Source organism: Vibrio orientalis CIP 102891 = ATCC 33934, from assembly GCF_000176235.1.
Taxonomy (GTDB): Bacteria; Pseudomonadota; Gammaproteobacteria; order Enterobacterales; family Vibrionaceae; genus Vibrio; species Vibrio orientalis.
Genome location: NZ_ACZV01000004.1, coordinates 319,794 through 344,023, shown reverse-complemented (window position 1 = coordinate 344,023; position 24,230 = coordinate 319,794). Strand labels below are relative to the sequence as shown.

Annotated in this window: 24 protein-coding genes; 6 read left to right on the top strand and 18 right to left on the bottom strand. The window is 41.3% G+C overall.

Annotated elements, in window-relative coordinates; genetic code table 11:
- Window positions 1-2: 2 nt before the first annotated feature.
- The 7 genes from VIA_RS05140 to VIA_RS05110 all read right to left on the bottom strand — a co-directional run bounded on the left by VIA_RS05140 (window position 3) and on the right by VIA_RS05110 (window position 10,158).
- Window positions 3-1,376 carry a CmpA/NrtA family ABC transporter substrate-binding protein gene (locus tag VIA_RS05140; protein ID WP_004411502.1) on the bottom strand — a complete coding sequence of 458 codons (1,374 nt, stop codon included), beginning with the start codon at window positions 1,374-1,376 and terminating at the stop codon, window positions 3-5.
- Between the two features lie 262 nt (window positions 1,377-1,638).
- On the bottom strand, window positions 1,639-2,220 hold the full coding sequence (locus VIA_RS05135) for an ANTAR domain-containing response regulator (RefSeq protein WP_004411501.1): 582 nt from the start codon (window positions 2,218-2,220) through the stop codon (window positions 1,639-1,641).
- Window positions 2,221-2,302: 82 nt separating this feature from the next.
- Window positions 2,303-3,250 carry a glycosyl transferase family protein gene (locus VIA_RS05130; protein ID WP_004417750.1) on the bottom strand — a complete coding sequence of 316 codons (948 nt, stop codon included), beginning with the start codon at window positions 3,248-3,250 and terminating at the stop codon, window positions 2,303-2,305.
- Window positions 3,247-4,143, bottom strand: a complete 897-nt coding sequence (cobA, locus tag VIA_RS05125) for a uroporphyrinogen-III C-methyltransferase (RefSeq protein WP_004411499.1) — start codon at window positions 4,141-4,143, stop codon at window positions 3,247-3,249. The genes VIA_RS05130 and cobA overlap by 4 nt, the downstream gene beginning before the upstream one ends.
- 10 nt (window positions 4,144-4,153) lie before the next feature.
- On the bottom strand, window positions 4,154-6,769 hold the full coding sequence (locus VIA_RS05120; RefSeq protein WP_004411498.1) for a nitrate reductase: 2,616 nt from the start codon (window positions 6,767-6,769) through the stop codon (window positions 4,154-4,156).
- 269 nt (window positions 6,770-7,038) lie between these two features.
- Window positions 7,039-8,484, bottom strand: coding sequence for an ATPase RavA stimulator ViaA (gene viaA / locus VIA_RS05115; RefSeq protein ID WP_004411497.1), 1,446 nt, complete (start codon window positions 8,482-8,484; stop codon window positions 7,039-7,041).
- Between the two features lie 9 nt (window positions 8,485-8,493).
- On the bottom strand, window positions 8,494-10,158 hold the full coding sequence (locus VIA_RS05110; protein ID WP_004411496.1) for an ATPase RavA domain-containing protein: 1,665 nt from the start codon (window positions 10,156-10,158) through the stop codon (window positions 8,494-8,496).
- A 273-nt stretch (window positions 10,159-10,431) separates the two neighbouring features.
- On the opposite strand from VIA_RS05110, the gene VIA_RS05105 reads away from it, so the two are divergent.
- The 4 genes from VIA_RS05105 to VIA_RS05090 all read left to right on the top strand — a co-directional run bounded on the left by VIA_RS05105 (window position 10,432) and on the right by VIA_RS05090 (window position 13,313).
- Window positions 10,432-10,956: an NUDIX hydrolase gene (locus VIA_RS05105; protein ID WP_004411495.1), complete on the top strand. Its 525-nt coding sequence runs from the start codon at window positions 10,432-10,434 to the stop codon at window positions 10,954-10,956.
- Window positions 10,957-10,967: 11 nt separating this feature from the next.
- Window positions 10,968-11,972: a low-specificity L-threonine aldolase gene (gene ltaE, locus VIA_RS05100; RefSeq protein WP_004411494.1), complete on the top strand. Its 1,005-nt coding sequence runs from the start codon at window positions 10,968-10,970 to the stop codon at window positions 11,970-11,972.
- Window positions 11,973-12,062: 90 nt separating this feature from the next.
- Entirely contained in the window at window positions 12,063-12,374 is a 312-nt protein-coding gene (locus tag VIA_RS05095) for a c-type cytochrome (protein WP_004417745.1), read from the top strand.
- A gap of 546 nt (window positions 12,375-12,920) precedes the next feature.
- Entirely contained in the window at window positions 12,921-13,313 is a 393-nt protein-coding gene (locus VIA_RS05090; RefSeq protein WP_004411491.1) for a hypothetical protein, read from the top strand.
- A gap of 26 nt (window positions 13,314-13,339) precedes the next feature.
- On the opposite strand, the gene VIA_RS05085 is transcribed toward VIA_RS05090, so the two are convergent.
- A complete protein-coding gene (locus tag VIA_RS05085) occupies window positions 13,340-13,741 on the bottom strand; it encodes an antirestriction protein (protein ID WP_004411490.1) in 402 nt (133 codons plus the stop codon).
- 187 nt (window positions 13,742-13,928) lie between these two features.
- Between VIA_RS05085 and VIA_RS05080 the strand changes: the two genes are divergently transcribed.
- On the top strand, window positions 13,929-14,705 hold the full coding sequence (locus VIA_RS05080; protein WP_004411489.1) for a type II restriction endonuclease: 777 nt from the start codon (window positions 13,929-13,931) through the stop codon (window positions 14,703-14,705).
- A gap of 29 nt (window positions 14,706-14,734) precedes the next feature.
- Here the strand turns inward: VIA_RS05080 and VIA_RS05075 are convergent, their stop codons facing one another.
- The gene (locus tag VIA_RS05075; protein ID WP_004411488.1) at window positions 14,735-15,868 is read right to left on the bottom strand and encodes a DNA adenine methylase; all 1,134 of its coding nucleotides are present in this window, start codon (window positions 15,866-15,868) and stop codon (window positions 14,735-14,737) included.
- 81 nt (window positions 15,869-15,949) lie between these two features.
- Between VIA_RS05075 and VIA_RS05070 the strand changes: the two genes are divergently transcribed.
- Entirely contained in the window at window positions 15,950-16,474 is a 525-nt protein-coding gene (locus VIA_RS05070; RefSeq protein ID WP_004411487.1) for a hypothetical protein, read from the top strand.
- A gap of 79 nt (window positions 16,475-16,553) precedes the next feature.
- Here the strand turns inward: VIA_RS05070 and VIA_RS05065 are convergent, their stop codons facing one another.
- From VIA_RS05065 to VIA_RS05020, 9 genes are all read right to left on the bottom strand, one after another.
- Entirely contained in the window at window positions 16,554-17,549 is a 996-nt protein-coding gene (locus VIA_RS05065) for a BT4734/BF3469 family protein (RefSeq protein ID WP_004411486.1), read from the bottom strand.
- A gap of 111 nt (window positions 17,550-17,660) precedes the next feature.
- Window positions 17,661-19,709 (bottom strand): hypothetical protein, encoded by a 2,049-nt coding sequence (locus tag VIA_RS05060; RefSeq protein WP_004411485.1) that lies wholly within the window; start codon window positions 19,707-19,709, stop codon window positions 17,661-17,663.
- Window positions 19,710-19,777: 68 nt separating this feature from the next.
- The gene (locus tag VIA_RS05055; RefSeq protein ID WP_004411484.1) at window positions 19,778-19,969 is read right to left on the bottom strand and encodes a hypothetical protein; all 192 of its coding nucleotides are present in this window, start codon (window positions 19,967-19,969) and stop codon (window positions 19,778-19,780) included.
- Between the two features lie 321 nt (window positions 19,970-20,290).
- Entirely contained in the window at window positions 20,291-20,509 is a 219-nt protein-coding gene (locus VIA_RS05050) for a hypothetical protein (RefSeq protein ID WP_138977035.1), read from the bottom strand.
- Window positions 20,502-20,732, bottom strand: a complete 231-nt coding sequence (locus tag VIA_RS05045; protein ID WP_040896711.1) for a hypothetical protein — start codon at window positions 20,730-20,732, stop codon at window positions 20,502-20,504. The genes VIA_RS05050 and VIA_RS05045 overlap by 8 nt, the downstream gene beginning before the upstream one ends.
- Window positions 20,733-20,814: 82 nt before the next feature.
- Window positions 20,815-21,435 (bottom strand): hypothetical protein, encoded by a 621-nt coding sequence (locus VIA_RS05040; RefSeq protein ID WP_004417201.1) that lies wholly within the window; start codon window positions 21,433-21,435, stop codon window positions 20,815-20,817.
- A 264-nt stretch (window positions 21,436-21,699) separates the two neighbouring features.
- Window positions 21,700-21,966, bottom strand: a complete 267-nt coding sequence (locus tag VIA_RS05030) for a hypothetical protein (RefSeq protein ID WP_004417197.1) — start codon at window positions 21,964-21,966, stop codon at window positions 21,700-21,702.
- 7 nt (window positions 21,967-21,973) lie between these two features.
- Complete coding sequence (locus VIA_RS05025) at window positions 21,974-22,192, bottom strand: helix-turn-helix domain-containing protein (RefSeq protein WP_004411482.1); 219 nt, start codon at window positions 22,190-22,192, stop codon at window positions 21,974-21,976.
- Between the two features lie 402 nt (window positions 22,193-22,594).
- Window positions 22,595-24,181: a recombinase family protein gene (locus tag VIA_RS05020; RefSeq protein ID WP_004411481.1), complete on the bottom strand. Its 1,587-nt coding sequence runs from the start codon at window positions 24,179-24,181 to the stop codon at window positions 22,595-22,597.
- Window positions 24,182-24,230: the final 49 nt, after the last annotated feature.

The following is a 24,230-nucleotide window of genomic DNA, read 5'->3' as shown; positions in this document are numbered from 1 at the left end:
GTCTAAACTTTCTCTTTCCCTTTCAAACCAATAGCAAACTTCTCTATGTATGCATTAGGCGTACGGCCGTCATAGACAATGTCATCAATAAAGTGGGTTTGGGGAGCGCGGAAACCATCTTCTTGAGTAAAGTCAGGGAAGTCATTTCCAGTTAAAACACCGTCTTCAACTAAGGCTTCCGCTGCTTGTTGGTAGATGTCTGGACGATACACTTCCTTGGCAATATTCATGTACCAATCATCCGTCTTCTCTTCAGATATTTGTCCCCAGCGGCGCATTTGAGTGAGGTACCAAATAGCGTCGCTGTAATAGGGATAGGTCGCGTTATGACGAAAGAAGACATTGAAGTCAGGCACGTCTCGAACATCGCCTTTTTCGTATTCGAATGTACCGGTCATTGAATTGGCAATCACTTCAAAGTCCGCTCCAACGTATTCACTCTTAGCCAATAGTTTCGATGCTTCAATACGGTTGGCATTGTCATTTTCATCTAGCCAATGCGCAGCTCGAATCAAGGCTTTCACTACACGAATATGGGTATTGGGGTATTTTTCGGCCCAACTCTTTGACACACCAAAGACTTTCTCAGGGTTGTTCTTCCAGATTTCGTAGTCTGTCACCACTGGCGCGCCAATACCTTTAAATACCGCTTGTTGGTTCCAAGGTTCACCGACGCAATAACCTTCAATCGTGCCTGCTTCCATCGTTGCAGGCATTTGCGGTGGCGGTGTCACACTCAGCAAGACCTCCGCGTTGACCTGACCACTGTTATCTCCTGACTGAGGAGCGTAATAACCGGGGTGGATACCTCCCGCTGCTAGCCAGTAACGCAATTCATAGTTGTGAGTAGAAACCGGAAACACCATGCCCATATTGAATGGCTTCCCTTGATCGAGATAACTTTCAACCACAGGCTTAAGGGCATCCGCTTTAATTGGTCGCACAGGTTTGCCATCAGGCTGAGTCGCGATATGTAGCTTCATTTGCTGCCAGGTTTTATTCGATACCGTGATGGCATTGCCGTTAAGATCCATGCTGAAAGCCGTAACCACTTCCGCTTTGGTACCAATGCCAATCGTTGCACCTAACGGCTGCCCTGATAACATATGTGCGCCATCCAGTTCGCCATCAATCACTCGGTCTAACAACACTTTCCAGTTAGCCTGAGCTTCTAACGTGACATAAAGCCCTTCGTCTTCGAAAAAGCCTTTCTCATACGCCACCGCCAGTGGTGCCATGTCGGTAAGTTTGATGAAACCAAATTTGAGTTCTTCTAGCTCCGGCTCTCCTAATTCAGCGAAAGCACTAGGAACATAAACCGATGAGGCAAGTGCCGCCCCCAGTAACGTTTGTTTGAAAACTGACGTCCATTTCATATTTTTTCTCCAAATAAAAAGGCGCTACGCCTCCTAAGAGTCGTAGCGCCTTTGCATCCTTATAATTACCGCCGTTGGCAATCAAAGGTAACGATTGAACAAATTGTTACCTTAGTCGTTCCAAGTTGCGTGCCAACTTATTTAATACTTAATATTCAATAGGTTAATACAAATCATCTTTCATCCCCTGCTAGGTCTGCCTGCTAATAGTGCACTGCGCACCAATGCGGATTTTTTCACCTAACCCCAAAGTAGTAATTGGTTATCTGAGTACTTCCAGCGTCTGAAGTAAATTACGCGCGACTTGAGCTAAGGTTTGACTGGATTGCATCGCCGACTTTCTCATTGCTGCATAAGCGGCTTCTTCATCGACTTGGTGTATTTTCATCAATAGTCCTTTCGCCTTTTCGATCAGCTTGCGTTCATCCAATCGTATCGACAGCCGCTCGATTTCGCTCTCTAGTGCAGAGATAGATTGGCGAGTTATATACGCTTGCTCAATCCAAGGCACAAGCGGAAATTGCGAATCAGCAGGTAACAAAGCGTAATCCTTCACCTCCGGTAAACGATTCATATCATTAGAGTTTAGTCTTTTTAACACCACCAGCAAGGGATGATTTCTTTGACGGCAAAGCTCAATGATAAGACGCAATTCGGCACTGGGTTGCAACCAACCAATGACCACGGAAGCTTGAACCTGAGCATCAAGAATCAATTCCAGTTGTGAAAGTTGGCAGCTAGAAACATTGTCAAAATCGCGGCTAAGTTCAGCACTCAAACGCTGCTGCTCTTCTGCTCGATCACTACAAACAACGATGGGGTTTTGGGAGAGTTTTTTATACATGTACATTCCTTGTTTATCTCTCAATCTATAAGAGACATAACAAGGAATGTGCCAATTTATATTGGAGCTTGTTTACCTACCACTAACGGCAGTATTCGCTCCATAATTGGTGGGCCTTTTCATAAGCAGCGTCTAGGTCATTTAACTCAGCAAACAAAGTTGCAGCCATTGTTGAAACAACCGTGTTAGCCATCATGTTGAGGTTTTCTTCTGCAGTACCAAACACACATTTCTCTGGTAAAGGGATATCTGTCAGCATACGTTCCGTCCAGTAGTGGGACTCAACACCTCTTGGTGTACTTACCCATACCGTTTGGCTTACTTTAGGGTTGTATTCAGATTCCCCTGACTGACCTTTAAATGAGACAACCGCATGGCGAGTTAAACCCACCTCACTTTCAATGTCAGCATGTAACTGTTGAAAGCCCGGATGAAAACTACCACGTAATCCAAGCATAGCGCCGCCTGGATTTAACGCTCGAACAACCGTGTTGATTGGCGTACGCAGACCATAGCGGTTTTTCCAGCCAATCATGGTTTCAGCCTGAGGAGCGAAATGTTTTAGTGGCAGGTAAACAATGTTCTTTTGTTCAAATAGCTGCTGAGCATGTTCCGGTGAGCTCGCTTGCTCTACATTCAGCTTATCTAAATAATCTTCTGCATGCAGACGCCCTGCAGGACGATCATGGTAACCATGTAGCAGTACCTTATAACCGCTGTCCGCTAGGAGCTTAGCCGCCAACAAATGCCAAGGTTGACCGGCATTTATCCGTTTTCCCGCATAACATGGCCAATCAATATCCGCGCCTAAATTTGGCACGCGAGATTGGAAGGCTTTAACGAAACCTGCAATTTCTTGTTTAGTTTCATTCTGAACGCGAATGAGCATTAACAACATCGCCATCTGATCGTCACCAACCTGACCATCTAGATATTCATCCATGACTTGATAGGCCTGCTCAAACGTAAGGGGTTTACGTCCACGCTCTCCACGACCTACCGTGCGAATACACTCCAAAATTGTGCTCATACTACCTCTTGAGAATTCACTGACTCGACGGTCTTTTCTAGTTCTTCTCGCAGTTTGACCACTTCGCCTAAGATAATCAATGCTGGGCTGACGCCTTTTAACTCATTCGCTTTTGAAGTGAGCGACTCTAGCGATGAAATATGTACCTTCTGTTGTCGGCTACAACCGTGAGTAATGATGGCTAGCGGAAAGTCACCGCGAAGCCCGTGCTTTAATAGGCCTTGCTGTATGTCTTGTGCTTTTTCTAATCCCATGTAAAACACTAACGTTTGTCCTGATCCGACAAGTTGGGACCATGCAGGCAATGCGCCAGTCACCACTTGGCCTGTCACAAAGGTGACGCTCCTAGCGAGTTCACGGTGCGTTAGGGGGATTTTTGCCGACGCTGCGCAACCAATCGCCGCGGTTATACCGGGAATGACTTCAAATTCAATACCATGTTTTGCAAGCAGTAGACCTTCTTCCCCGCCTCTACCGAAAATAAATGGGTCGCCCCCTTTGAGTCTAACCACCTGCTTACCTTGCTTGGCAAACTCAACTAATATCTGGCTGATTTCCTGTTGCTTTAAGCTCGGTTTTCCGCAGCGCTTACCCACGTAGATGTGTTGACAGGTTGAGCTTGAAAATTCAAGTATCTCTCGATTAACCAGTCGGTCGAATACAATCACTTCCGCTTGCTGTATCACTTTGAATGCTTTTACGGTTAATAAGTCAGGATCATTTGGCCCCGCGCCAACCAGATACACCTTGCCATATTTGGCCGTCCTTTTGTTGTCACCATCTGCCGTGTTGCGATAGTCGATATAACAGTAGTTGCTAAAGGAATGATGACTAAAACCTGCGCTACGCAAACTTTGTCCTGAGCCGTCTAAAAGTCGTGTCTCTCTTTTCATCTTCGTGCCTCTATTTGGTAATAGTGAGTGTTTGGATATATGAGTCAACCAAGCCCTCGACCTGTGGTAGACACGAACCGCAATTGCTGCCGCACTTCAGTTTATTGGTAAGCTGTGACACTGACTGGCACTCTCCACTTTTTAGCGCCGCCGATATTTGTTTATCAGTTACTCGGAAGCAGCTACAAATCATCTCACTTGCATCGTACTCAGCAGCGATGGAGAGCAGTGAAGAGAAGGTTAATATCTGCCCAATCAGATTCACCAACTGACTCACATCTGAAGTGATAGGTTGGGTAGAAACAAGCAAAATTGAACGAAGTATATTAGTGCCATTTTCCTCGTCATACCCAACCGATAACCAGCCTGCATCAATATCCAATAACACCCGTCTCTGCGAATGAACATCCCCGATTGTGGCAACGTCATGTTTCGCAATAGTCTGCGAGTCCGCAAAGCGCCACACTTCAGATTTTGCCTCACATTGGAATGATTGATAGATGAAATCTCGCTGCTGAAATTTCGAGCCAATATACAGTCCATATGCTTTAACATTCACTGGTAACAGTTCGACCTGCTGAGACTTGAATGCAGGTTGGCCGGACAAAGGGTCGACCTCACGGCTTAGCAAGGCGTTAATCTGACTATCACCACCGTACTTTCCTGCCCAGTGCATCGACATAAAGAGCTGATTACGACTGAGTGCATCATCTTGAACGGCTTTTGCAATCACTCGCTGTGTTGTCGTAGGGCTACGCACTTCAACCAACTGATTGCTCTCTAGGCCTAATGAGTGGGCCGAATGCGTATTAATATAAACCGTGGGCTCGCATTCAGACGCCGCAAGGTGCGGGATATACCCTGTACGTGTCATGGTATGCCATTGATCTCGCTGACGACCCGTATTCATCCACCACGCAGCGCTATTTAGACTTGGTGGTTCATGAGGCACAATAAAACGCGCTTTACGATCAGGGAAACTAAATTTACCGTTGGCTAATGGCTGTTTGCCCCCCCATCGAGTCGGCTGCCACGCTTGGTACTCTTCATCACTAATGTCGGCATAGTGTGAAAGATCGAATAACAAGCAACTCTCTTTATTCAAGCCCGTCATCGCTGTGTATTCACGAAAAACAGCGGCTTCTGAGTTAAAATCAAATCCATTTTCCACGCCAAGTAACGCACAAAGTTTTTCACCCACTTGACGAATTGCCTGCCAATCAGACTTTATCTCTCCTCTCGGCTTTATGAACTGCCTTTGACGCGTCAGCATTCGCTCAGAGTTGGTCACCATACCTTGCTTTTCACCCCAACCTGCCGCAGGTAAAAGTATGTCTGCGTACTGAGCGATATCGGAGTCTTCAGTCACATCGGACACAATCACCAAAGGGCACTTTTCTAGGGCCTTTCGAATAAACTGGCTATCAGGCATCGACACTACCGGGTTAGTGGCCATAATCCAGATGACCTTAATGTCACCTCGTTCAACCGCTTCAAACATCTCAACCGCTTTCAAGCCCGGCTGAGTGGCAAGGCGTGTTGTTTGCCAAAACTGACTCACTAGCCCAATGGATTCGGAATCAAAGCCACGATGAACCGCAAGCTGGTTTGCAAGCCCTCCGACCTCTCGCCCTCCCATTGCGTTTGGCTGCCCTGTGATAGAAAAAGGCCCTGCGCCTGGATAACCGATCTTCCCAGTCGCTAAATGAGCGTTGATAATGCTGTTGGCTTTATCGGCCCCACTTTGTGATTGGTTAACACCTTGGCAAAAGAGTGTCACCGTTTTCTTAGTTGTCGCGAACCAACGATAAAATTTACTCAGTAACTCTTGGTCGAGCTGTAAACGTTCACTCAGCGCCTCTATGCGATAACTTGGCAACTGTATTGTCTGGGATAACTCTTCAAAACCCAGTGTATGCTGCGCGATGTAATCACGGCTTAACACGGCACGATCCATACAATAGCGTAGTAAACCGTTAAATAGAGCTATATCCCCATCATTTGGGAGCGGTAGATGTATGTCCCCTTGCTGGGCTGTGACCGTCTCCCTTGGATCAATCACCACCACCTTAAGGTTAGGGTTACGCTGTTTAGCCTGTTGAATACGACGATAAAGCACTGGGTGAGTCCAGGCGGTGTTGGCCCCACAAATAACAATCAGCTCAGCGTCTTCAATGTCGGAGTAATTGACCGGAACGATATCTTCACCAAATGCACGGTTATGAGCGACAACGGCTGATGACATACACAAGCGCGAGTTTGTATCGATATTGGCGCTGCCCACCACGCCTTTCATGAATTTGTTGGCTAGGTAATAATCTTCGGTCAATAACTGACCCGAAACATACATGGCAGTGGCATCAGCATCGTAATGATCAATTGCTTCAAAATACGCCTTAGCAATCAGGTCCGTCGCGTCGCTCCAACTAACCTCTCTACCATTCACTTTGGGGTACAAAAGTCTAGACGGCATTTCTAGACTCTCGGCCAACGCGGAACCTTTAACGCACAGCACCCCTTTGTTGGCAGGATGCAGTTTGTCACCAGTGATGCCCAGTTGGTTGACTTCAACCCCGCAGCCTACCCCACAATATGGACACGCTGTTCTCGTACATTCCTTTGTCATCACCGCTCCTTAAAATAAAAAAGCCTCCCCCGAATAGGAGAGGCTTCTTTGCCTATGACGTTGTTATTGATGTTATGACGCACTTTCGCGCGCAAGATAGATAACGCAAGTTGAATGCCAGAAGAGTATTTTTATAATAATCAACAAGTTAAAATCACAAAGTTTGAATGCTTGCACATAATAGGTGCAGCGGAAGATGAATCGGTGCAGACAAATAACAAAAAAGGAGCCGATTAAGCTCCTTATTCATCTAACATGTCAGTGGCGTATCACCACTTTTTCATCAAACGTCCGACAAGGTTTGGATGATAAGCCCAGCTATGATCAAACATCGACATTAGCTCTGGATTACCATATTTAGACAGGCTAATCGCATGAAAACGGTTTTTGCTTTTCTTAAGCTGTTCAACTTTTTCTAGCATCTCTTCTGACTGTTTAGGGGCAATAAAGTCTGAAATTACCACCATGTCAGCGTTACGGTATTTATCGCCACTCATTAAATCAATCGACTTGATTAACACGGGCTCAAGGTCAGTACCACCATGGAAACTGTAAGTGAGGAAATCACTCGCTTCACGTAAACCATCTTGCTTGGTTAGCTCATAGGTAATTTGTTCAGTCGAGAAAAGAATCACATAACAATCACGATCTTCTGCTAACGCAATTTGCATCAACGCATAGGCCATCGCTTTAGCACACTGCTCTGGAAAGCCACTCATTGAACCTGATGCATCAACACAAACAATAAACGGCCCTTTTTCGACATCCGCCTGAGCGTTGTCTGGGCGTTGGGCACTGACTTTACGTAAAGTACGAGACTTACCTTGCATCTTGTAGTTCATTAAGCGCTTATCAACTAGGTGCTTGTAGAACACAACTTCAAGTTCTGGGTAGGCCAAAAACATGGTTTCATTCGGCAGAAGCTTATTTAGGTCATCCCCTTCATGAATACCGACAATATCGTCCGTCGCTTGATCAGACTTCTCTTCAACGACTTGCGGCTCTTCTAGCGGCGCTTTGTTTAGATCTGGATCATCCACCTGACTCGCCATGCGGCCAAGTTTCTCGGCGATCTCTTGCAATCCTTTGTTCTTTGATAAGAACTCAGCATGGCGCTTCATCACCGTTAAGTCTGTCTTACTTAATCTCGCAGAAGCCATATCCCACAAGCGACCAACACTCTCCTCATCACCACTTTCCGTCACTTTATCCATGTTTTTCATGGTTTCCATGCGTTGATAGAGATCTTTAAGTACTTTCTCTTTGTTGGCTTCGAGTTCGGTAAGCTGCGCTTGGCGAATCGCATCTGAGAGGCTTTGATACCATTGATCGCAGAAGTAATGCGGGAACATAGGGTTATTAACCCCTTTGTTCTTCTCCATAAGACGACGGGCTTGCAGATAAAACGCTGAGTGCCATTCAAGCTGCTTAATGACTTCTGGAATTTTGTCGAAGAACTCTGCTTCGTTCCAATGAATGACTTCTTGGTACAGTGACAGTTCTTGCTTAAATCGATCGGTTTCGCACACCTTAGTGATGCGTTTCTTAACGCTGCCACGCCATTTTAGCAGGTGATTCTTAACAGAAGATTTTACCCCTCTGTTTTCTGTCACCGCCATCATTTGTGAGCGCGCCATAAGATCGTTGACTGCGGAGTCAATCATGCCTGAGTCCGCAATCATTAATACAAGGTTAAGTCCGTCAGCACCTAGCATTCATTTCTCCTATGCAAAGAATTGATCTAAGGTTTTGAAACGGAAAACAATGCGTTCACATTCCGCTTTGGTTGATTCGAGTACTTGCTGTAAATTCTGTAAGCTAGACTCCATCGCTCGTGGCAATTCTTGATCGACAAAGCCATGAGGAAGCGCGCCATGGAAGTTAGAACGTACGCGCAGTAAATGATGCTCTGCATGCTCTAACTGAGCCATTGCTTGCTGGGACTTAGTTAGCCACTCTTGGTAAAGTTCTTCATCTAAGCCTTTGGTTGTCACAATAGAAACAAGCACAGCACGATTAGCAATATCTTTGATCACTAAGTTGTTTGCCGCATCCATGTCAAAACGTAGGCGAACCAGAGTGGTGTTGGTGTTCACATAGCCGTAAACGTCACCGTGGCCTTCTTTGATCACTCTTTCTAGCTCGTTCTTAGGCACGTAGACCCAGCGGCTATCGCCTTTCTCCGACTCAGTGACCGACATATTGCTTTGCAGTAGAACCATCTTAACCAAATCAAATGCGCTACCCACTTTGTAGCTCTTCGCATCAGAAATATCGTAACTGTGCACCTGTTTCTTGATAAGACCCGTCGTCGACTCCATCGAAAGCATGGTGCCGAATTCCGACTCAAGCTCTTCTTGGATGTCAGTCAACTCTTCACGACATAGTGTGATTTGCTGTTCGACTTCTTGCTGATCAAATGCGTGATTCAGCGCGAAGTCTTTGATCACTTTACGTACAATGTCGCGAGACTCAGGACTGTTCCACAGACAGTCTTGTAGCAGCAAGATATCTAGTGGGTTAATTGAATCACGGCCATTAAAGAATGCGCTCGCTTTAAGTAACTTAACGGCTTTCTTCCAACGACGGTCTGATACGTACATATCAGTATCTTCCGCATTAAAACCACTTTCAGCAGTGACTGCCGACTCTAGTAAGGTTTTTAACTCGTAGAGCTTTTCAAACACATCATTACTAAGTTCCAGTTGCTCAAGCTCTGACTGCCACTGATGGTACTCTTGATCAGTAATTGCCAAACCTTCAGGAATCGTCGCCTCTTGCGGCGTACCGACGGTCAGCATAGATTTGAAGTTTTGTTTGTCTTGGATACGATTAACAAACACGCGCACTAACATACGGTCATACAGTGCTTCTAAGCCACTATCTTCATCTGGCAATTCATTCGATGCTGAAACCAATAGACGCATTGGTACACGCTCTATCTCGTTACCATTTTTGAAGGTCTTTTCATTCACTACGGTCAATAGCGTGTTCAGGATCGCTGGGCCTGCTTTCCAAATCTCATCAAGGAAAACCACCTGAGCAGTCGGTAGATAACCGTCGGTCAAACGAACGTAACGACCATTATCTTTTAATTCTTGGATACTAAGCGGACCAAACACCTCTTCTGGTGTCGAGAAACGCGTCATTAGGTACTCAAAATAAGACGAATTATCAAAAGCTTGAATAAGTCGCTTAGCAATTAAGCTCTTTGCAATACCAGGAGGCCCCAGTAAGAAGACACTTTCACCAGCAAGGGCTGCTAGCAGACAGAGTTTGATCGTTTCTTCACGTTCATACACACCATCAGATAAGGCTTGAGCGAGTTTATTGATTCTCTCAGACAGTAACGCTTTTTGTGAGTGAGTAACTCGACTCTGGTTCATCATCTATTGCGCTCTCCTAACGTATTAAACAACATGTGCGTATGAATAAGTTTATACAATTGTTAGCACTTTGTTACAAGTGCAATTTCAATTCTGACAACCTTTTATAGCAGAAGGCTTATTTACGTAACGCACTGAAAACAATGTTTGCAGTTTTGCGATTACTATCACTAATCGTACGACGTAAAGTTACTCACATGTTACTGAGATGCTTTAACTACAGAGGTATTGTCTGTAAGGTAATGCGTGTCAATCGTCAGGGCACCAATAACAATAATGAACTCCAAGATAAAAACCCTTCATAGCTGGAAGCGTATCTCTCTTATTGAAGAAGAGATTGATTTGCCAAATGGCCAAAAAATCACCCACACTACGATTTCCCACCCCGGAGCCGCGGTAATCCTGCCGATCGCTGAAAATGGCGACATCATTGTAATCAATCAATTCAGGCCATCACTTAAGAAATGGTTATTGGAATTACCCGCAGGAACTTTGGAAGATGGCGAAGCGGTCGAAGTCTGCGCTAATCGTGAGCTTGAAGAAGAGACTGGCTACAGTGCAAAAACCATGATATCTCTAGGCCAAGTAACGCCTTTGGCTGGATTTTGTGATGAGTTACAACACCTATACGTAGCCAAAGACCTGACTTTAACTCGTCGTTATGCCTGTGATGAAGACGAGGTGATTGAAGTGATTTCACTTTCGGTTAAACAACTTGAACAAAAAATAATTAGTGGCGAAATCACAGATGCCAAAACCATCGCATGTTTAAGTAAAGCAAAGCTATGCGGCTATATTTAGGAGATAAGATTATGGATTTTCGTTCTGATACGGTAACCAAACCGACAGAAGCAATGCGTAAAGCAATGGCAGAAGCACCTGTAGGTGATGATGTCTATGGTGATGACCCAACCGTCAATGAATTAGAACAGTGGGCAGCGGAGCGCCATGGCTTTGAAGCGGCATTGTTTACTACGTCAGGAACCCAAGCAAACCTGCTTGGCCTTATGGCTCACTGCGATCGCGGTGACGAGTACCTGTGTGGCCAACAAGCTCATAACTACAAATATGAAGCTGGCGGTGCAGCCGTATTGGGTTCTATTCAGCCTCAACCTATTGAGAACAATCCTGATGGCTCCCTTGATTTTGCTAAGCTGAAAGCCGCGATTAAACCTGATGACAGCCATTTTGCACGAACAAAGCTATTGAGCCTTGAGAACACCATTAATGGTAAGGTTCTTCCTTTAAGCTACCTTGCACAAGCGCGTGAGTTTGTTGATCAACATAACCTACTGCTGCACTTAGACGGCGCTCGCGTGTACAACGCCGCGGCAGCGTTAGATGTGGATGTCAAAGAGATTGCACAACATTTCGACTCAATGACGATTTGTCTATCTAAAGGCCTTGCAGCGCCAATCGGTTCATTGCTATTAGGTGATAAAGCGTTTATTCAAAGAGCAAGACGCTTACGTAAAATGGTAGGCGGCGGTATGCGTCAAGCCGGCATCTTAGCAGCTGCAGGTAAACTTGCGCTGACAGAGCAAGTGCCTCAACTTAAAGTTGACCACGCAAACGCTAAGCTACTCGCTGAACGCTTGTCTGATCTTCCGGGTTTCAACGTCAATACGGACTTTGTTCAGACCAACATCGTGTTTGCCAAGCTAGATGACAATATTGATATCACAGCCATTGCGAGCAAGCTGGCGGATGAAGGCATTACCATTACCCCTGGAAACCCAATCCGATTCGTTACGCATAAAGACATCTCACAACAAGACATCCTGCTGTTTATTGAGAAGCTAGGTAAACTGCTTTAACGAGTATTAAATTGATCTCAACCATTGAGCTTCCCCTTAGGGGAAGCTTTATTCTGTTTCGTATCAAAGTTGATAGGTTTAGGTTTCTCTATGATACGTACGCTCGTTTTTCTTTCTTTTCTACCATCTCTTGCATTGGCGAACACTCAATTCGGTGACGCTGAGTTAGGCAAAGTAAAATCGCCTAGCTGTATCTTTTGTCACGGCACTGATGGTACAGCAAGCAACCCAACGTACCCAAATATCAAAGGTCAAAACGCTCAGTACCTATTTCAATCAATGAAAGACTACCAAGATGGTAACCGACAAGGTGCGCTAGCAGAAATGATGAAGGCCCAACTGTCGCGCCTAAATGACGAAGATCTAAAAGACATAGCAGCGTATTTTTCTAGCCAGAAGTAATCGAAATCGAAGCCTATAAAAAAGCCTTCAACAATGTCGAAGGCTTTTTTGTCTAATCGAGCTCAATTACGTGCGATATAGCACCTTTAGTATGGACCATATTGTATTAACTCAACCATGTAACCACAGTGTTAATAATAGGCCGGTCTATTCATGCATTATAAGTGAACACCTGATAACCACAGTATAGGTTCGCTTACGTGAACAGACGCCGGAATATTTTTTTTATCATTGCATCATTTGCCTTCACCAATGAGTGTGGTCATTGAGCAATGATCAACCATCTAGTTAACCAGTTATCATTCACCAAAAAAAGTACCATTTTCAATCAAAAAAGCTCAATGATTGAGCAAACACCTGAATATAAACGATTTTGTTTAGTTCGATAAGATATTCTTGTTGTCATGATAGAAGCAATTGCTTTAGTATGCGCACCGTTGAGTGGTTAAGGAGGGTGCTTCGGCACATTTAAACATTAACCAACTTGAAGATTTGATTATGACTACTTTTAATACAAATACTGCCGCTCAACAGAACTTTACATTTATGTTTCACGATCCTTTTGAGCATAACGTGATTTTGGATGCTTTACGTACACTCGGTGTTACCGTAAACGATAGTGATGTTGTTTTTTTGAACACTAAAAATGACAATGACCCTATCAGTGAGATATATGTGTCTAGTTCAAACTTGGCCGTAGCGCAGCTTCTGCACAAACTTAATGCTTGCCACCTAGTGGAGTGTCAATATCGTGAAGATGGTGGATTTTTAGAATACTTCATCGAAGCACAGCATATTGATGCTGAGACACTAGTCAGTGTCCACGAGTATTACGAATGTTTGAGTCAGAAGATGATGCTAATGGCTGAGAAATTTGAAGAAGATGGTATTCAATTATATTCGATTAATGAATTACTTGAAGCCAATTTCATTCATTAAAAAAGGGAGCTTCGGCTCCCTTTTTGCTAATCAATCATCCTAAGAATATGTTCAACTTCTGCTGGTGGAAGCTCGGTTGTATCTATCATCCAGATACGTAAAGAGTGATACATACTGCTAAAAACTTCGCACAATGCATCGTTACCTTGATCGTGAAACAACCAACATAATTTGTTGTAGACGGCTAACGAAACATACACACCAAATGCTCTAGAAGATATTTCTATCGGTAAGACATAGTTGCCATCATGACCAACTTCCAGTGATCCTAACGACACTGGATAAACCGCATACACATCATCACTATCAACGACTACTTCCCAAGCTCCACCATCATACTTCGACACTGTTCGTGAAAATTCGTAGAACGCTTCTTCAACAGCCATTCCAAGCAGTGGATTCATTTTGTAAAAGCGAATAAACGGCATTACGACCTCTTAAATTAGATTCTTCTAATATAAACAAGTCATGTGATCTCGTATACAAGTCTTTCACACTTTTCAATCATACCGTTTCTTGATTGTTATGAAACAAATCACATTTTTAATGAGCCAAGTCATTGAAAAAAAGAGCCTCAGACCTCATAAATGACTGGTAACTTAATGAGGTATCAATATGCAGCCATATTTTGAGATTAACGGCTTTAGTCGCCGTTTCTTTGAGCTAACACGAAACTTTACTTGGGAAATCCAAGGTTTTATCGACCAAAACAACAACGTACTACCAATTGACTCTGACACTAAAGTTCTGAGTACGGTTTTTGAACGTTTTGCTAGTCCAGCACTACGTTCCTTGGCTGCGGAGAAAGGCTATGTTGTTGAAACTGCAAATCAAACAACTTATCCAGACTTCACTCTAACTAAGTATGACGTTGATGGCAGAACTGTACTGCATCGCATTGCACTTGATATTAAATCTACCTACATCGAGCCAAAAGCACCTATTGGTTACAAAAAGACCAAGATGACTCTTGGTAGCTATAACTCATTCATTCGTAACAACACGAAGAACATCCTTTACCCATACAATACTTACCATGAACATTGGGTACTAGGCTTTGTGTACATTCGCAATGAAGCGTTTGAAGAGTACACACTGGAAAATATCCCAACTCGTGGTCAGATCCGTTGTCCTTACTCGGTACAATCTGTCTTCATTCGTGAAAAGGTTGATTTGACTGGTATTCGTGCTGGTAGTGGCAACACGAAAAACATTGGTTCGGTCGAGATCGATACACCTCGTGGCTTTGAAACTGTAAATGGACCGTTTACTCAGTTCCGTGATAAGAAAGGTGCTTGTGATTTCTACTGGGCAAATTACGAAGAAGCCAAAGAACAGATTTTCGACTGGCACTCTTTGTACAATCATCCAGAAATGGCAAGATTCAAATAAAACAAAGGGGAGCTTCTGCTCCCCTCTTATTATGCTGGTTTTGAAATGATGATTAATTCTTCATTTGTGTTTGTTTTACTCAATGCATACTTGTACTCGCCAGCAGAATGAATCTCGGCTGTACGACCTTTAGTTGACATTGCCTTTGCTGCTTCTTCTGGTACTGGTAAGCCATCACTTCTATAGCTAAAAACAATTGTTGCATTAGGCCAGCGTTCACAGATCGCCGTAAGCTCTTTCAATGCACTATCTGGCTTTAACCATGCACTAGGTTTCTTTGTGATCGGTTTATGAGGGTACTTATCATCACCATTGTCGAACAACGAGTAATCGCAAAGCCCCTCTAAGAAATGATAGAAGTTACTGTAATCAACAGGTGTACCTTTACCATTGATGTATGGCGGATCAAGATAAATTAAGTCGAAATCATCAGCAAATGATTCTAAATCTGCTGAGTTAAAACCAGTTGTGTACTTGCTTAATGTATCAGCAGTTTTAATAGGATACTTCTTCAATTCATTGATACACTTGATTGCGTGCTCAATCATTGGTGTTTCCCAAGTCTTTTTATTACCAAAAGAACGTTTAACTTCTTTAGTACGCATTTCTAAATTTGCGCGGTGGAAAAGATTGTATGGACGCTTCTTGGTTAACGCTTGACCAATAGCATAGATGTATACAGACTTTGCAAAATCGTCGTACTGATGAATGTTTTGACAGAATCGGTCAATCTCATCATTTTCAGAATCAATAAAGTAAATGCCTTTATAGTTCTTTGATACTAGTCCGTCATCTGACAAAGGTAAGTTATACAGCAAATCTTCTAAATCAGACTGTGCGTTCAAAGCGTTCAATCGTTCAAGGTCAAACTCCAAAAATACTTTGGCTGTATTTTGATTGTATAACATGAAGTCATTTGAGCTAACGTTCTTACCTAATGTTCTAAACAAGAGTGATACGACACCAGAGCCACTAAACATATCTAGTGCATTGTTGTACTGGATCGTGCTCAATGCTGTTGCTAGTTCTGGTAGGATTTTACGTTTTGAGCCTTGGTAGCGAGTCGTAGGGAACTTAGGTAGATCCACTGCTTTGATTTTAAGGGCATTAACACCACTATCTGGTACTGCACAGTCGATAGTAAGCTGCTGATTTTCTAACATTTCTTACCTAGTAATTAAGATATTTAAGTGGTAGCATTATAATCAAAACTTGACAACATTGATATACTTGGTTCCATCTCTATGAAAAATCTACACTTTCTACTTAGATACAGTGATAAGCTGTCCGGTGCTGATACCATTGCTGAGCACTCAGCCGTCATTGAAGCTAATGGCAGTGTTTGGATGGGTAAGTTCGGAATCGGTATGAATCAGAGCTTTGTTAAAACTGCCAAGCTACAACTTGAGCGTGGTGAACAGTGCTACTTGTACCTAATGCATGGTTCAAAATTCACTTGTAGAGCAAACATCATTGACGTGATCGCTGGTAGTACGAGTAAGACTGAAATATCTTCAAAAGAACCTAATCTGACACCTGCCTATTACCGAAAAAAGAAGTGTTCGATCTGGTTTAAACTCTCAGCAATTGAACCGATTGACGAAAAAGAGCTTAAACATCTTTGGTTGTACAACAACCCATCGTCTCATCCAAGTTCTGCTGGTATGAGAGGATTGATTTACTTGACGTATAACGATCAACCAGTGCCTCCACCTAAAGAGAAAAAGGAAGAAAAACCAAGTATATACACTAAAGGGCTGTTTGATTAACGTGCGATTTATCTATAAATAGATTATATAGAGTATTAGTCATACTTTGTTATTGGGAGTCTTCGGACTCCCTTTTCGTTTATAAGCCACTGAATATTTGAGCATATTGCTGAGCAGTTCGAGGTTTAAAGAACTTAATATCAACTACCCCATCAAATGACTTCCACGCATCTAATGCCTTGTTTCTAATGCTCATAGATTCTGTGTACTGACCGTTTGCTTTTGCACGATTCAATGCCTCAATTGCACCCTCAATTCCTAACCCACATTTAAATGACACCATACATAGCTTGAAAATGTTTAAGTGGCGATCACCGCTACCCATTGATGCAATGATATTGTTCACAGCGTTATTCCAATATCTATTTGCATAAACTTCATCATAATCAGCATGTTCATTAACCGCACGTAATGAGCACATCATAGATTCGTCTTCTGCTTTTAAGATGCTGTACTCTGCTCTATACGCTTCCAATGAAATGACTTTCGATTTACCCAACTTGATATTTTTGTCAGCCGAGAAGTAAGTGCCACGGTTCGCATTGCACGTTTGCGCGTCAAGGTTTCCTTCCGGCATACCAATATCTACTAAATGAGCATACAATTTTTTGTAGCAGTGCTTGTAGAAGTCAGGATCTGTGCCGTCATAGTCAGTAGCAACAGTGAACTTTAAACCACCACTAGGTGATAAGAAGGCAAATACAACGTTATCAGCAAATTCGCTACTAAAAAGTAGATACATCAAGTCCTTAGATTCATCTTGTGACACTTTGTCAATGTCAAACATCATCAGACCTGAATGACTATTTTCATTATATTGGTTTGCTCCACCAGCAATATCGTGATAACAAGTTAGGTAGAACATGGGAAGATTATTCTTCACTTCTTTGGCTTTGTCATGTGCACCATTGGCATTCAATAATCGTATTTGTTCAATCTTATTTTTGACTGTTTCATCTCTGATCAACTTTATTACAGTGCTTAGCTTTGCAGTCGTCAACGTAGAGTCATACATCGACTTTTTGATGCTAATATTAGCATTAAGATACTTTATTACATTATTGGTATTAGTCATTTTTGTTTCCTTTATAATTATTAATGACGATTGGTCATTGATTTTTCGATTGAAAAAGGTACCATTTTTGAATAGAGGCTAGTGACCTTGCCTCATCACTAGATGGTTTGGTTAGAAATTAATCTGGTTGATAACGTCATTTAATGACTGCTTGAATGGTTTTGGTTTCATTACAGCAACTTCTTTCATGTTGAACTTGGTCATTTCATGGTATGTGCTCATTTCAATACCTTTACTTTTCACAGTGTCAGCCTTGCGATTGTATTTTCTACGGTCGTTGTGATCTAAAACAACATGCCAAATTGCTTTATCTTTCTTCACAACCCAGTTTCCATGACTATCAAAAGTAATACCCATCATCAGCTTGAATAGACGTAGACGAAGAGTTTTATTGTCGTCACTATGGAAGTGCCTATTGTCTGATCCATTATCCCGAGAGATTGGATAAGCATTAATCCAAAACTGACTTGCTGCCTCTGCTACTTTCTCATCACTAATGATTCCGCTGTACTTGTTCATTATGACTTCACTCATACCAGTGATAGCGTTGTCAATTTCTTGCTTTATCTCTTTATATCTTGGCTGGTGGATGTTTCGTAAAAATGCTCGACCATCACCATTGATAATCGACATCACGTTCCACTTGTCACCACGAAAATTATATTTGTTCCAACTTGAATCCCACTCAATTAACTCTTGTACTGCATTGTCAATCTGCTCATTACTTTTGTCAGGATTCAGAAGCTGCACCATTTGCACTAAAGCAGGTGTAGTGTCCTTGTTACCGATCAAATATGAAGCGAGTGCTGGTAGATCAGTTAATACGCCATCTTCAAAGACTTTTAACTCTATTTCAGGATCATCATTGCAAAGTGCATATTTGCTCTCATTGCGTTTAAATAAAACTTTGCCACCTGATTGATAAAGCACTTTCGCTAAGCGTTGCAATGACACCTTGCCATTGTTTTTGGTCTTAACATCAGATTCATATGAGAGCAATTGGTCAACTTTATACCCGAGCAAATCAATCTCCTTGAGCACTTGCTTTGCGTACACCCCTTTTTGGAACTGAGAAGTGAACAATGATGCTAGATCAGCATTTGCACGAGCATCATGGTTTAACCACTCACAAAGCTCAGTTGAAGAAGCTAGACCACACTCAACATTTATCGGTACACGCTTAACATCACCATCAACCGTAGAAGTGCGCCAGATTTGCCTAGAAGCATTATTGTAAGAAAGGGATATGTCACCATGATCCTTGTTTTCAAGACCACCTAGAATCACCCAGTGCTCAGCAGAACCGCGTGCACGACCTTGCTGCTGAAACAGATTACCGCTCTCATCCTGGCAACTAACAACCTTGAAGTAATCGTTGAAATTGATTCCTTCTGCCATACAGGATGTACAAATGACATAGTCATATGTGACTTGTGAAATCGCAGCATGACTGATGATACTTTGATAAACTGCTTTAGCTTCGCCACTCCGAATTGAGCTTGAAGATAAAAGAATTGCCTTCTTACCCGTTTGCGACAGTCTTTTAACTACTGCGCTTGCTTGCGCATTCGAGTTGATAAAAGCCATAACTTTAGCTTTATCGCCTTGCTGATCAATATACTCTAAACTTTGAGCTAGTTTTGCATCAGCGATCTTTACGTCACCCTTAGAATCAAGAGTGATTACGTTAATATTTCGTTCAAAGCTCTTTTCAACATGGATAATGCTATTGAACTTTAACGGCATGAACTCGGTTCTCACCGTCGCTGAATACAAATAAACAGGCTTGGTCTGTGAAGCTTCAACTATTGTTTCGTATAATTTTTCTACAGACTTTCTAAAGCCGCCCAGATACAAAATCTGAGCTTCATCGACATGCAGTTCATTTTGATTTGTTCTCCACTTATCAAGGTGTTCAATCTGTATGATCGTACCTTGCAGTGAGTTGTCTGCCTTGTACTTTAAGCTTTGATTCATTACTGCTTTGACAGGGAAAACAGCAGTCCCACCATTAACATGGCATTGTTCAAGCATGTGATGTGTTTTACCGACACCAGTTTTAGCAAGAATTAAATGTATACCATTTGATTTTGGCAGTTGGCTTGCAACATGTGACAAATATTGTTCGTCACTCAATTTGATTTTTAAGATATTAGTCATTTTGTTATAATTTTTTCATTTGGCACCTCATATTCATTAAAAAATTCTCACTTCAATGGTGCTGTTAATTAAAAGTTTTCTGTTTTATAAAGAGATGCCATGATCAATTTATGCACATCATTCCCAGATGGAGATGGCCAGTTGTTTTCTTTTGCTACACGGCATACATGGCTTTGAGAGCAACCAATTACACTTGATGTGATTTTGCTACCATATTTGATGTACACTTTACGCATAATGTTATTATCTAAAGCTTGCATATTTACTCCCTTGAGTGATTATGAATTATTTATTATCAAAAATATTTGATAGTTTAATTTTAAAAAAAACGCCTTGCTAGGCGTAATTTATTTGATACTGTTATTATATAACGATAGAATCCTAAATAAACTTTTTGACACAATAATTATCAAACATTCTTAACAAGAAAATAAATTGATTTTAGTGTTTATTACCAAAAATCTCGTTGTTATAATGTTCTTCTCCAATACATTCAATACTATCTAATATCCATTAACACTGTGGATAATAATATTAAAGAGAAAGAAAATAATATTTGGTACAACACGCTTCGCGTGACATTAAAGTGCAGCAAATGACATTATCATTTTAACCATTCTGCTTGATACCATATCTTCACGGTTTATTTTAATTTCTGCACTTGTTCCATTATACGTTTCTAAACGTATAATTCCTTTATTTTCACTTCTTAATGTATAAGTGTCATAGTCAAGTGATTTAAAGAACTCACTCATACTACGCTCTTGAATTAATGTTCTCAATGGAATTGATTTAGTCACTTTCATTCTCTTCTAAATGTTTGATAAGTCGTTCTTTCATATCAGGAACCAGTTTAATTAATACATCATCTTTGTTTTTGATACTACTCTTTACTCTTTTATTGGTTATATATTGAATTGTTCTGATGTTTACACCTAGCATCTTCGCTACAAAGCTAGCTCCAACTAATGGAACTAACTTTAAAGCCAAGTAAACATCCTTTGCATGTAAATGGTTATTCACTTCATACCTCATATGAAAAATAGTACTACTGAACTCAAACTGAATGACGTTCAAGTTCTTTGCAGTTCTGAAAGATTGTTAATTAAACAGTAGCTACTCTTTGACGTGCAATAGCACTTGCTTTTCTCATTTCGTTGTCACTGATACCATATACGTACTTTATACTTGCTTTCGTAAACCATCCAAGCTCAACCAGAAATGCTACTTGTTCAATAGTTAGTAATGTTTCTGGAATAATTCCCGCATCAGTACAATTTCGTGAATATCCATTTTGGACATTAAATCCGTTTAATTTATTTTCAACGTCATTAATTAAAATTAACAGATCAGCCATCCGACGATGAATGCCTTTAAACTTTTGATGCCATACAATAAAGCGCTTTATATTAGAAAGATCAGTTTCTTTATCTACACTTTTCTTTCCAATCTCTAATAAGATTGGTCTAACATTTGGTAATTCAGCACCCATTTCATCAAGTAAGTCAGACATTTTTTGACCATATTGATTGAACTCTTTAAACTCATCGCTTGTGATACGACCATTTACGAACAATCTAATCAATGCTTTGCTGAAATAATCTCTACACCACTCACCGCAAAAATATTCTTTATAACGACTTTTGAAAAGCTCGTAAGTACTTTCTGCCTCTCTTACGACGTTATGTCTTCCCTTTGAGGTACTATACATTTTTAAAACTTTCATTTAAAACTCCTTAAAAACTCTATTTTTGATCTCGTGTCACATTCATTGTTTAATGATGCTACATTTTTATTGTCACTAACTTTTTGCATTGTTGCATGCTTGATTTCTATCGCCGCCATTACGTTTACCAGATTCTTGATTCCGCTAAATGTACGAACTGGTTTTATATTTTTCATCTTGAATATATCTCGTACACTGCGAGTGCTCTTATTAAACAAGCAACTAGTAATTAATGTCCCATAGATCGAAGCATAAAAAGCCACATCACTTTTCAATTTTTCTTTGTGCTTGTTCATGTTCTTTTCTCATCTTCCAATATTGGGTGCGAGAAACGCCAGTTCTCTTAATTGCAATGCAAGGTTTAATGTTTCTCTCGACACACTTTTGAACCTCTACCCAGTTCACAGCCTTGATACTATTCTCATAACCATCCATCAGGCTTTGCCTACGTTCTCTTTCATCGACTTGCCTTTGCGCTAAATTTTTCTTCCATTTCCATGTGCGACCAGTTTGATCATAAAATGCTGTCATTTAAACCTCAGTACTTCTCCAATGAATCCATAAACTCGGCACGTTCTTTTGCATCTTTAAATGCTTTGGTGATGATGTTGTATATCGTCTGCCACGATAACTTATGGTGGCGAGCAACTGTAGTAACTGTATAGCCTGCTTCCAGATGACTAATAATCTTGTTATTACGTTCTCTTTTTGATTCTGTGCCGTAAATTTCATCTGGTCTGTAATATGTGTAATCCATAATATTTCCTTATCAGTGTTTCTTTAATTTTATTTATACCCTATTTAAACTCACTTTAATTACATTAACACTCGATGTTCTATCTATTTACACCAGATAAACAAACACAACAAAAAAGATATTATAGATTTGACAAATATGAACAAAATGAACACTTTATTTAAGGATATTGTGCTCATACAAATTGAAGTTATGTATATGAAAGGGTATTTTTATGATGTTGGTGGATCGAGTGCACCGTGAAAAGGTTAAAAAATAAACAAAAGTTCTCAAGTTAAATTTTGTTCATATCCAGTATGAATTAAACTTCACTACAATCCACTATAACGTTACAACATAAACTCAATTATCTAAGTAGTCTGATGTTGGTTGGACAGGTATAAAAAAAGGGCTTTCGCCCTTTTATCTTTCCCATTCTTCAAGTTGTTTCACTGCATCATTAACAAATGCGTTCAATTGTTCTTTATATTTCTCAGTATCAGTAAGCCACTTAACGTCATAGCCTCGATAACGATAGCAAACGACAAATGTTTGTGTATGACTGTTCTTAAAACGAACTACTACACGCACTTGAGATACTAACTTTTCCTTATCAATGCGTTTTACTTCAATTGATTCGATGATGCGCCTTAATAGAACATTTCGTTGACTTTGATCCTCAACGTCCACAATGGCTTGGAAGTTGACTTCATTTGGTTGAGATTCCAGTAACTCTTTTGTGCGCTTTGCTTCATGTAGCTCTTGCTCTGTTTTGGCAATATCAGCGTAAATTGCTGCTAGAGCAGTAGGATTTGATTGAAGTAACTCTTTCGTTTGATTTAGCAAAGTTAGCTTATCTTGAAACACCTTAATGCTATCAACTTCAACTGTTGCATGTGTCTTTACTTCATACTTCAAGTGTTTGAGTTCACCTAGGATGATATTGTCTAGATCACGGAAACGGGATTTTTGATCACAGCTACCCTCAGTTGAACGAATGCAAACACGGTAATCGTATTTGACACCTTTTTGATACGTGCTTCGAGTGGTCATGGCTGAGCCACAACATGCACAACGCAACAGTTTGCTAAATGGGCTGCTCTTACTTCGCTTACCTACTTCTTTTGTGCCCTTTTCATATTTGATTTGCAACCAAATGCTTTTTGAACACAGAGCAGGATACAGATCCTCAACGATTTCAACTGGCACTAATTTACCATCTTTCATCTCACTATATTCTTTGGCTCCATAGAGCACATGGTTATCAATCGTCTTTCTGATCGCAGCTGCACCCCATGATTTCCCTGTAGGGCTTAGATGACCATCTGCATTAAGCTGCTTGGCAATGCGTTGCGCAGAGTAACCCTTTAAACGGAGATCAATAATAGTCTTAACAATCGTTGAAAAGTCATTAAGCATTGGCTTGCCATCTTGAAGAGTGATCCAGTATGGCTGCTTACCAACAATCTTACGATTTTTGCGCGTTTGCTCTTTAGCATGCTTGATCATTAATGACTTTTTCTCTGATTCACTGAACGCCAAATCAGCAGAAATAATGAGCGGTAAAGCACTACTCAACTTGTTGATGTTTGTTGAATCATACACTTGGTTGTCATTAATCGTGCAGAACTTACAACCAGTGGCTACTAGTTCACTCACTAGTTTAAGCACATGTTGAAAGCCTTTACGGGATAGACGGCATGTTGTGTGACACAGAATCCAGCTATTAGCAGGAATGGTTCCATCACGGACAGCGTTCAAAAGTAGTTCAAGTCCTTCACGGACATTGTCTTTGTAGGCACTTATTCCCAAGTCGGAGTAGTTAGCTTCAGATAACTTTAGATTGTGGTACTCACAAAACTTTTGAGCACCTTCTAGCTGGCGATTGATAGAATCATTGCCCACTTGGTTACGGGAACTGAATCGTGAGTAAAGGATGGCTAATGGTTGTTCTGATTGAGGAGTAGTGATCTGGCTGTAATGTTCACTAAGCAATTGAGGGGTGTACATCAAGAATTCTCAGTAATTTCAACGTAGTACATTATAAACTACTGAGAGT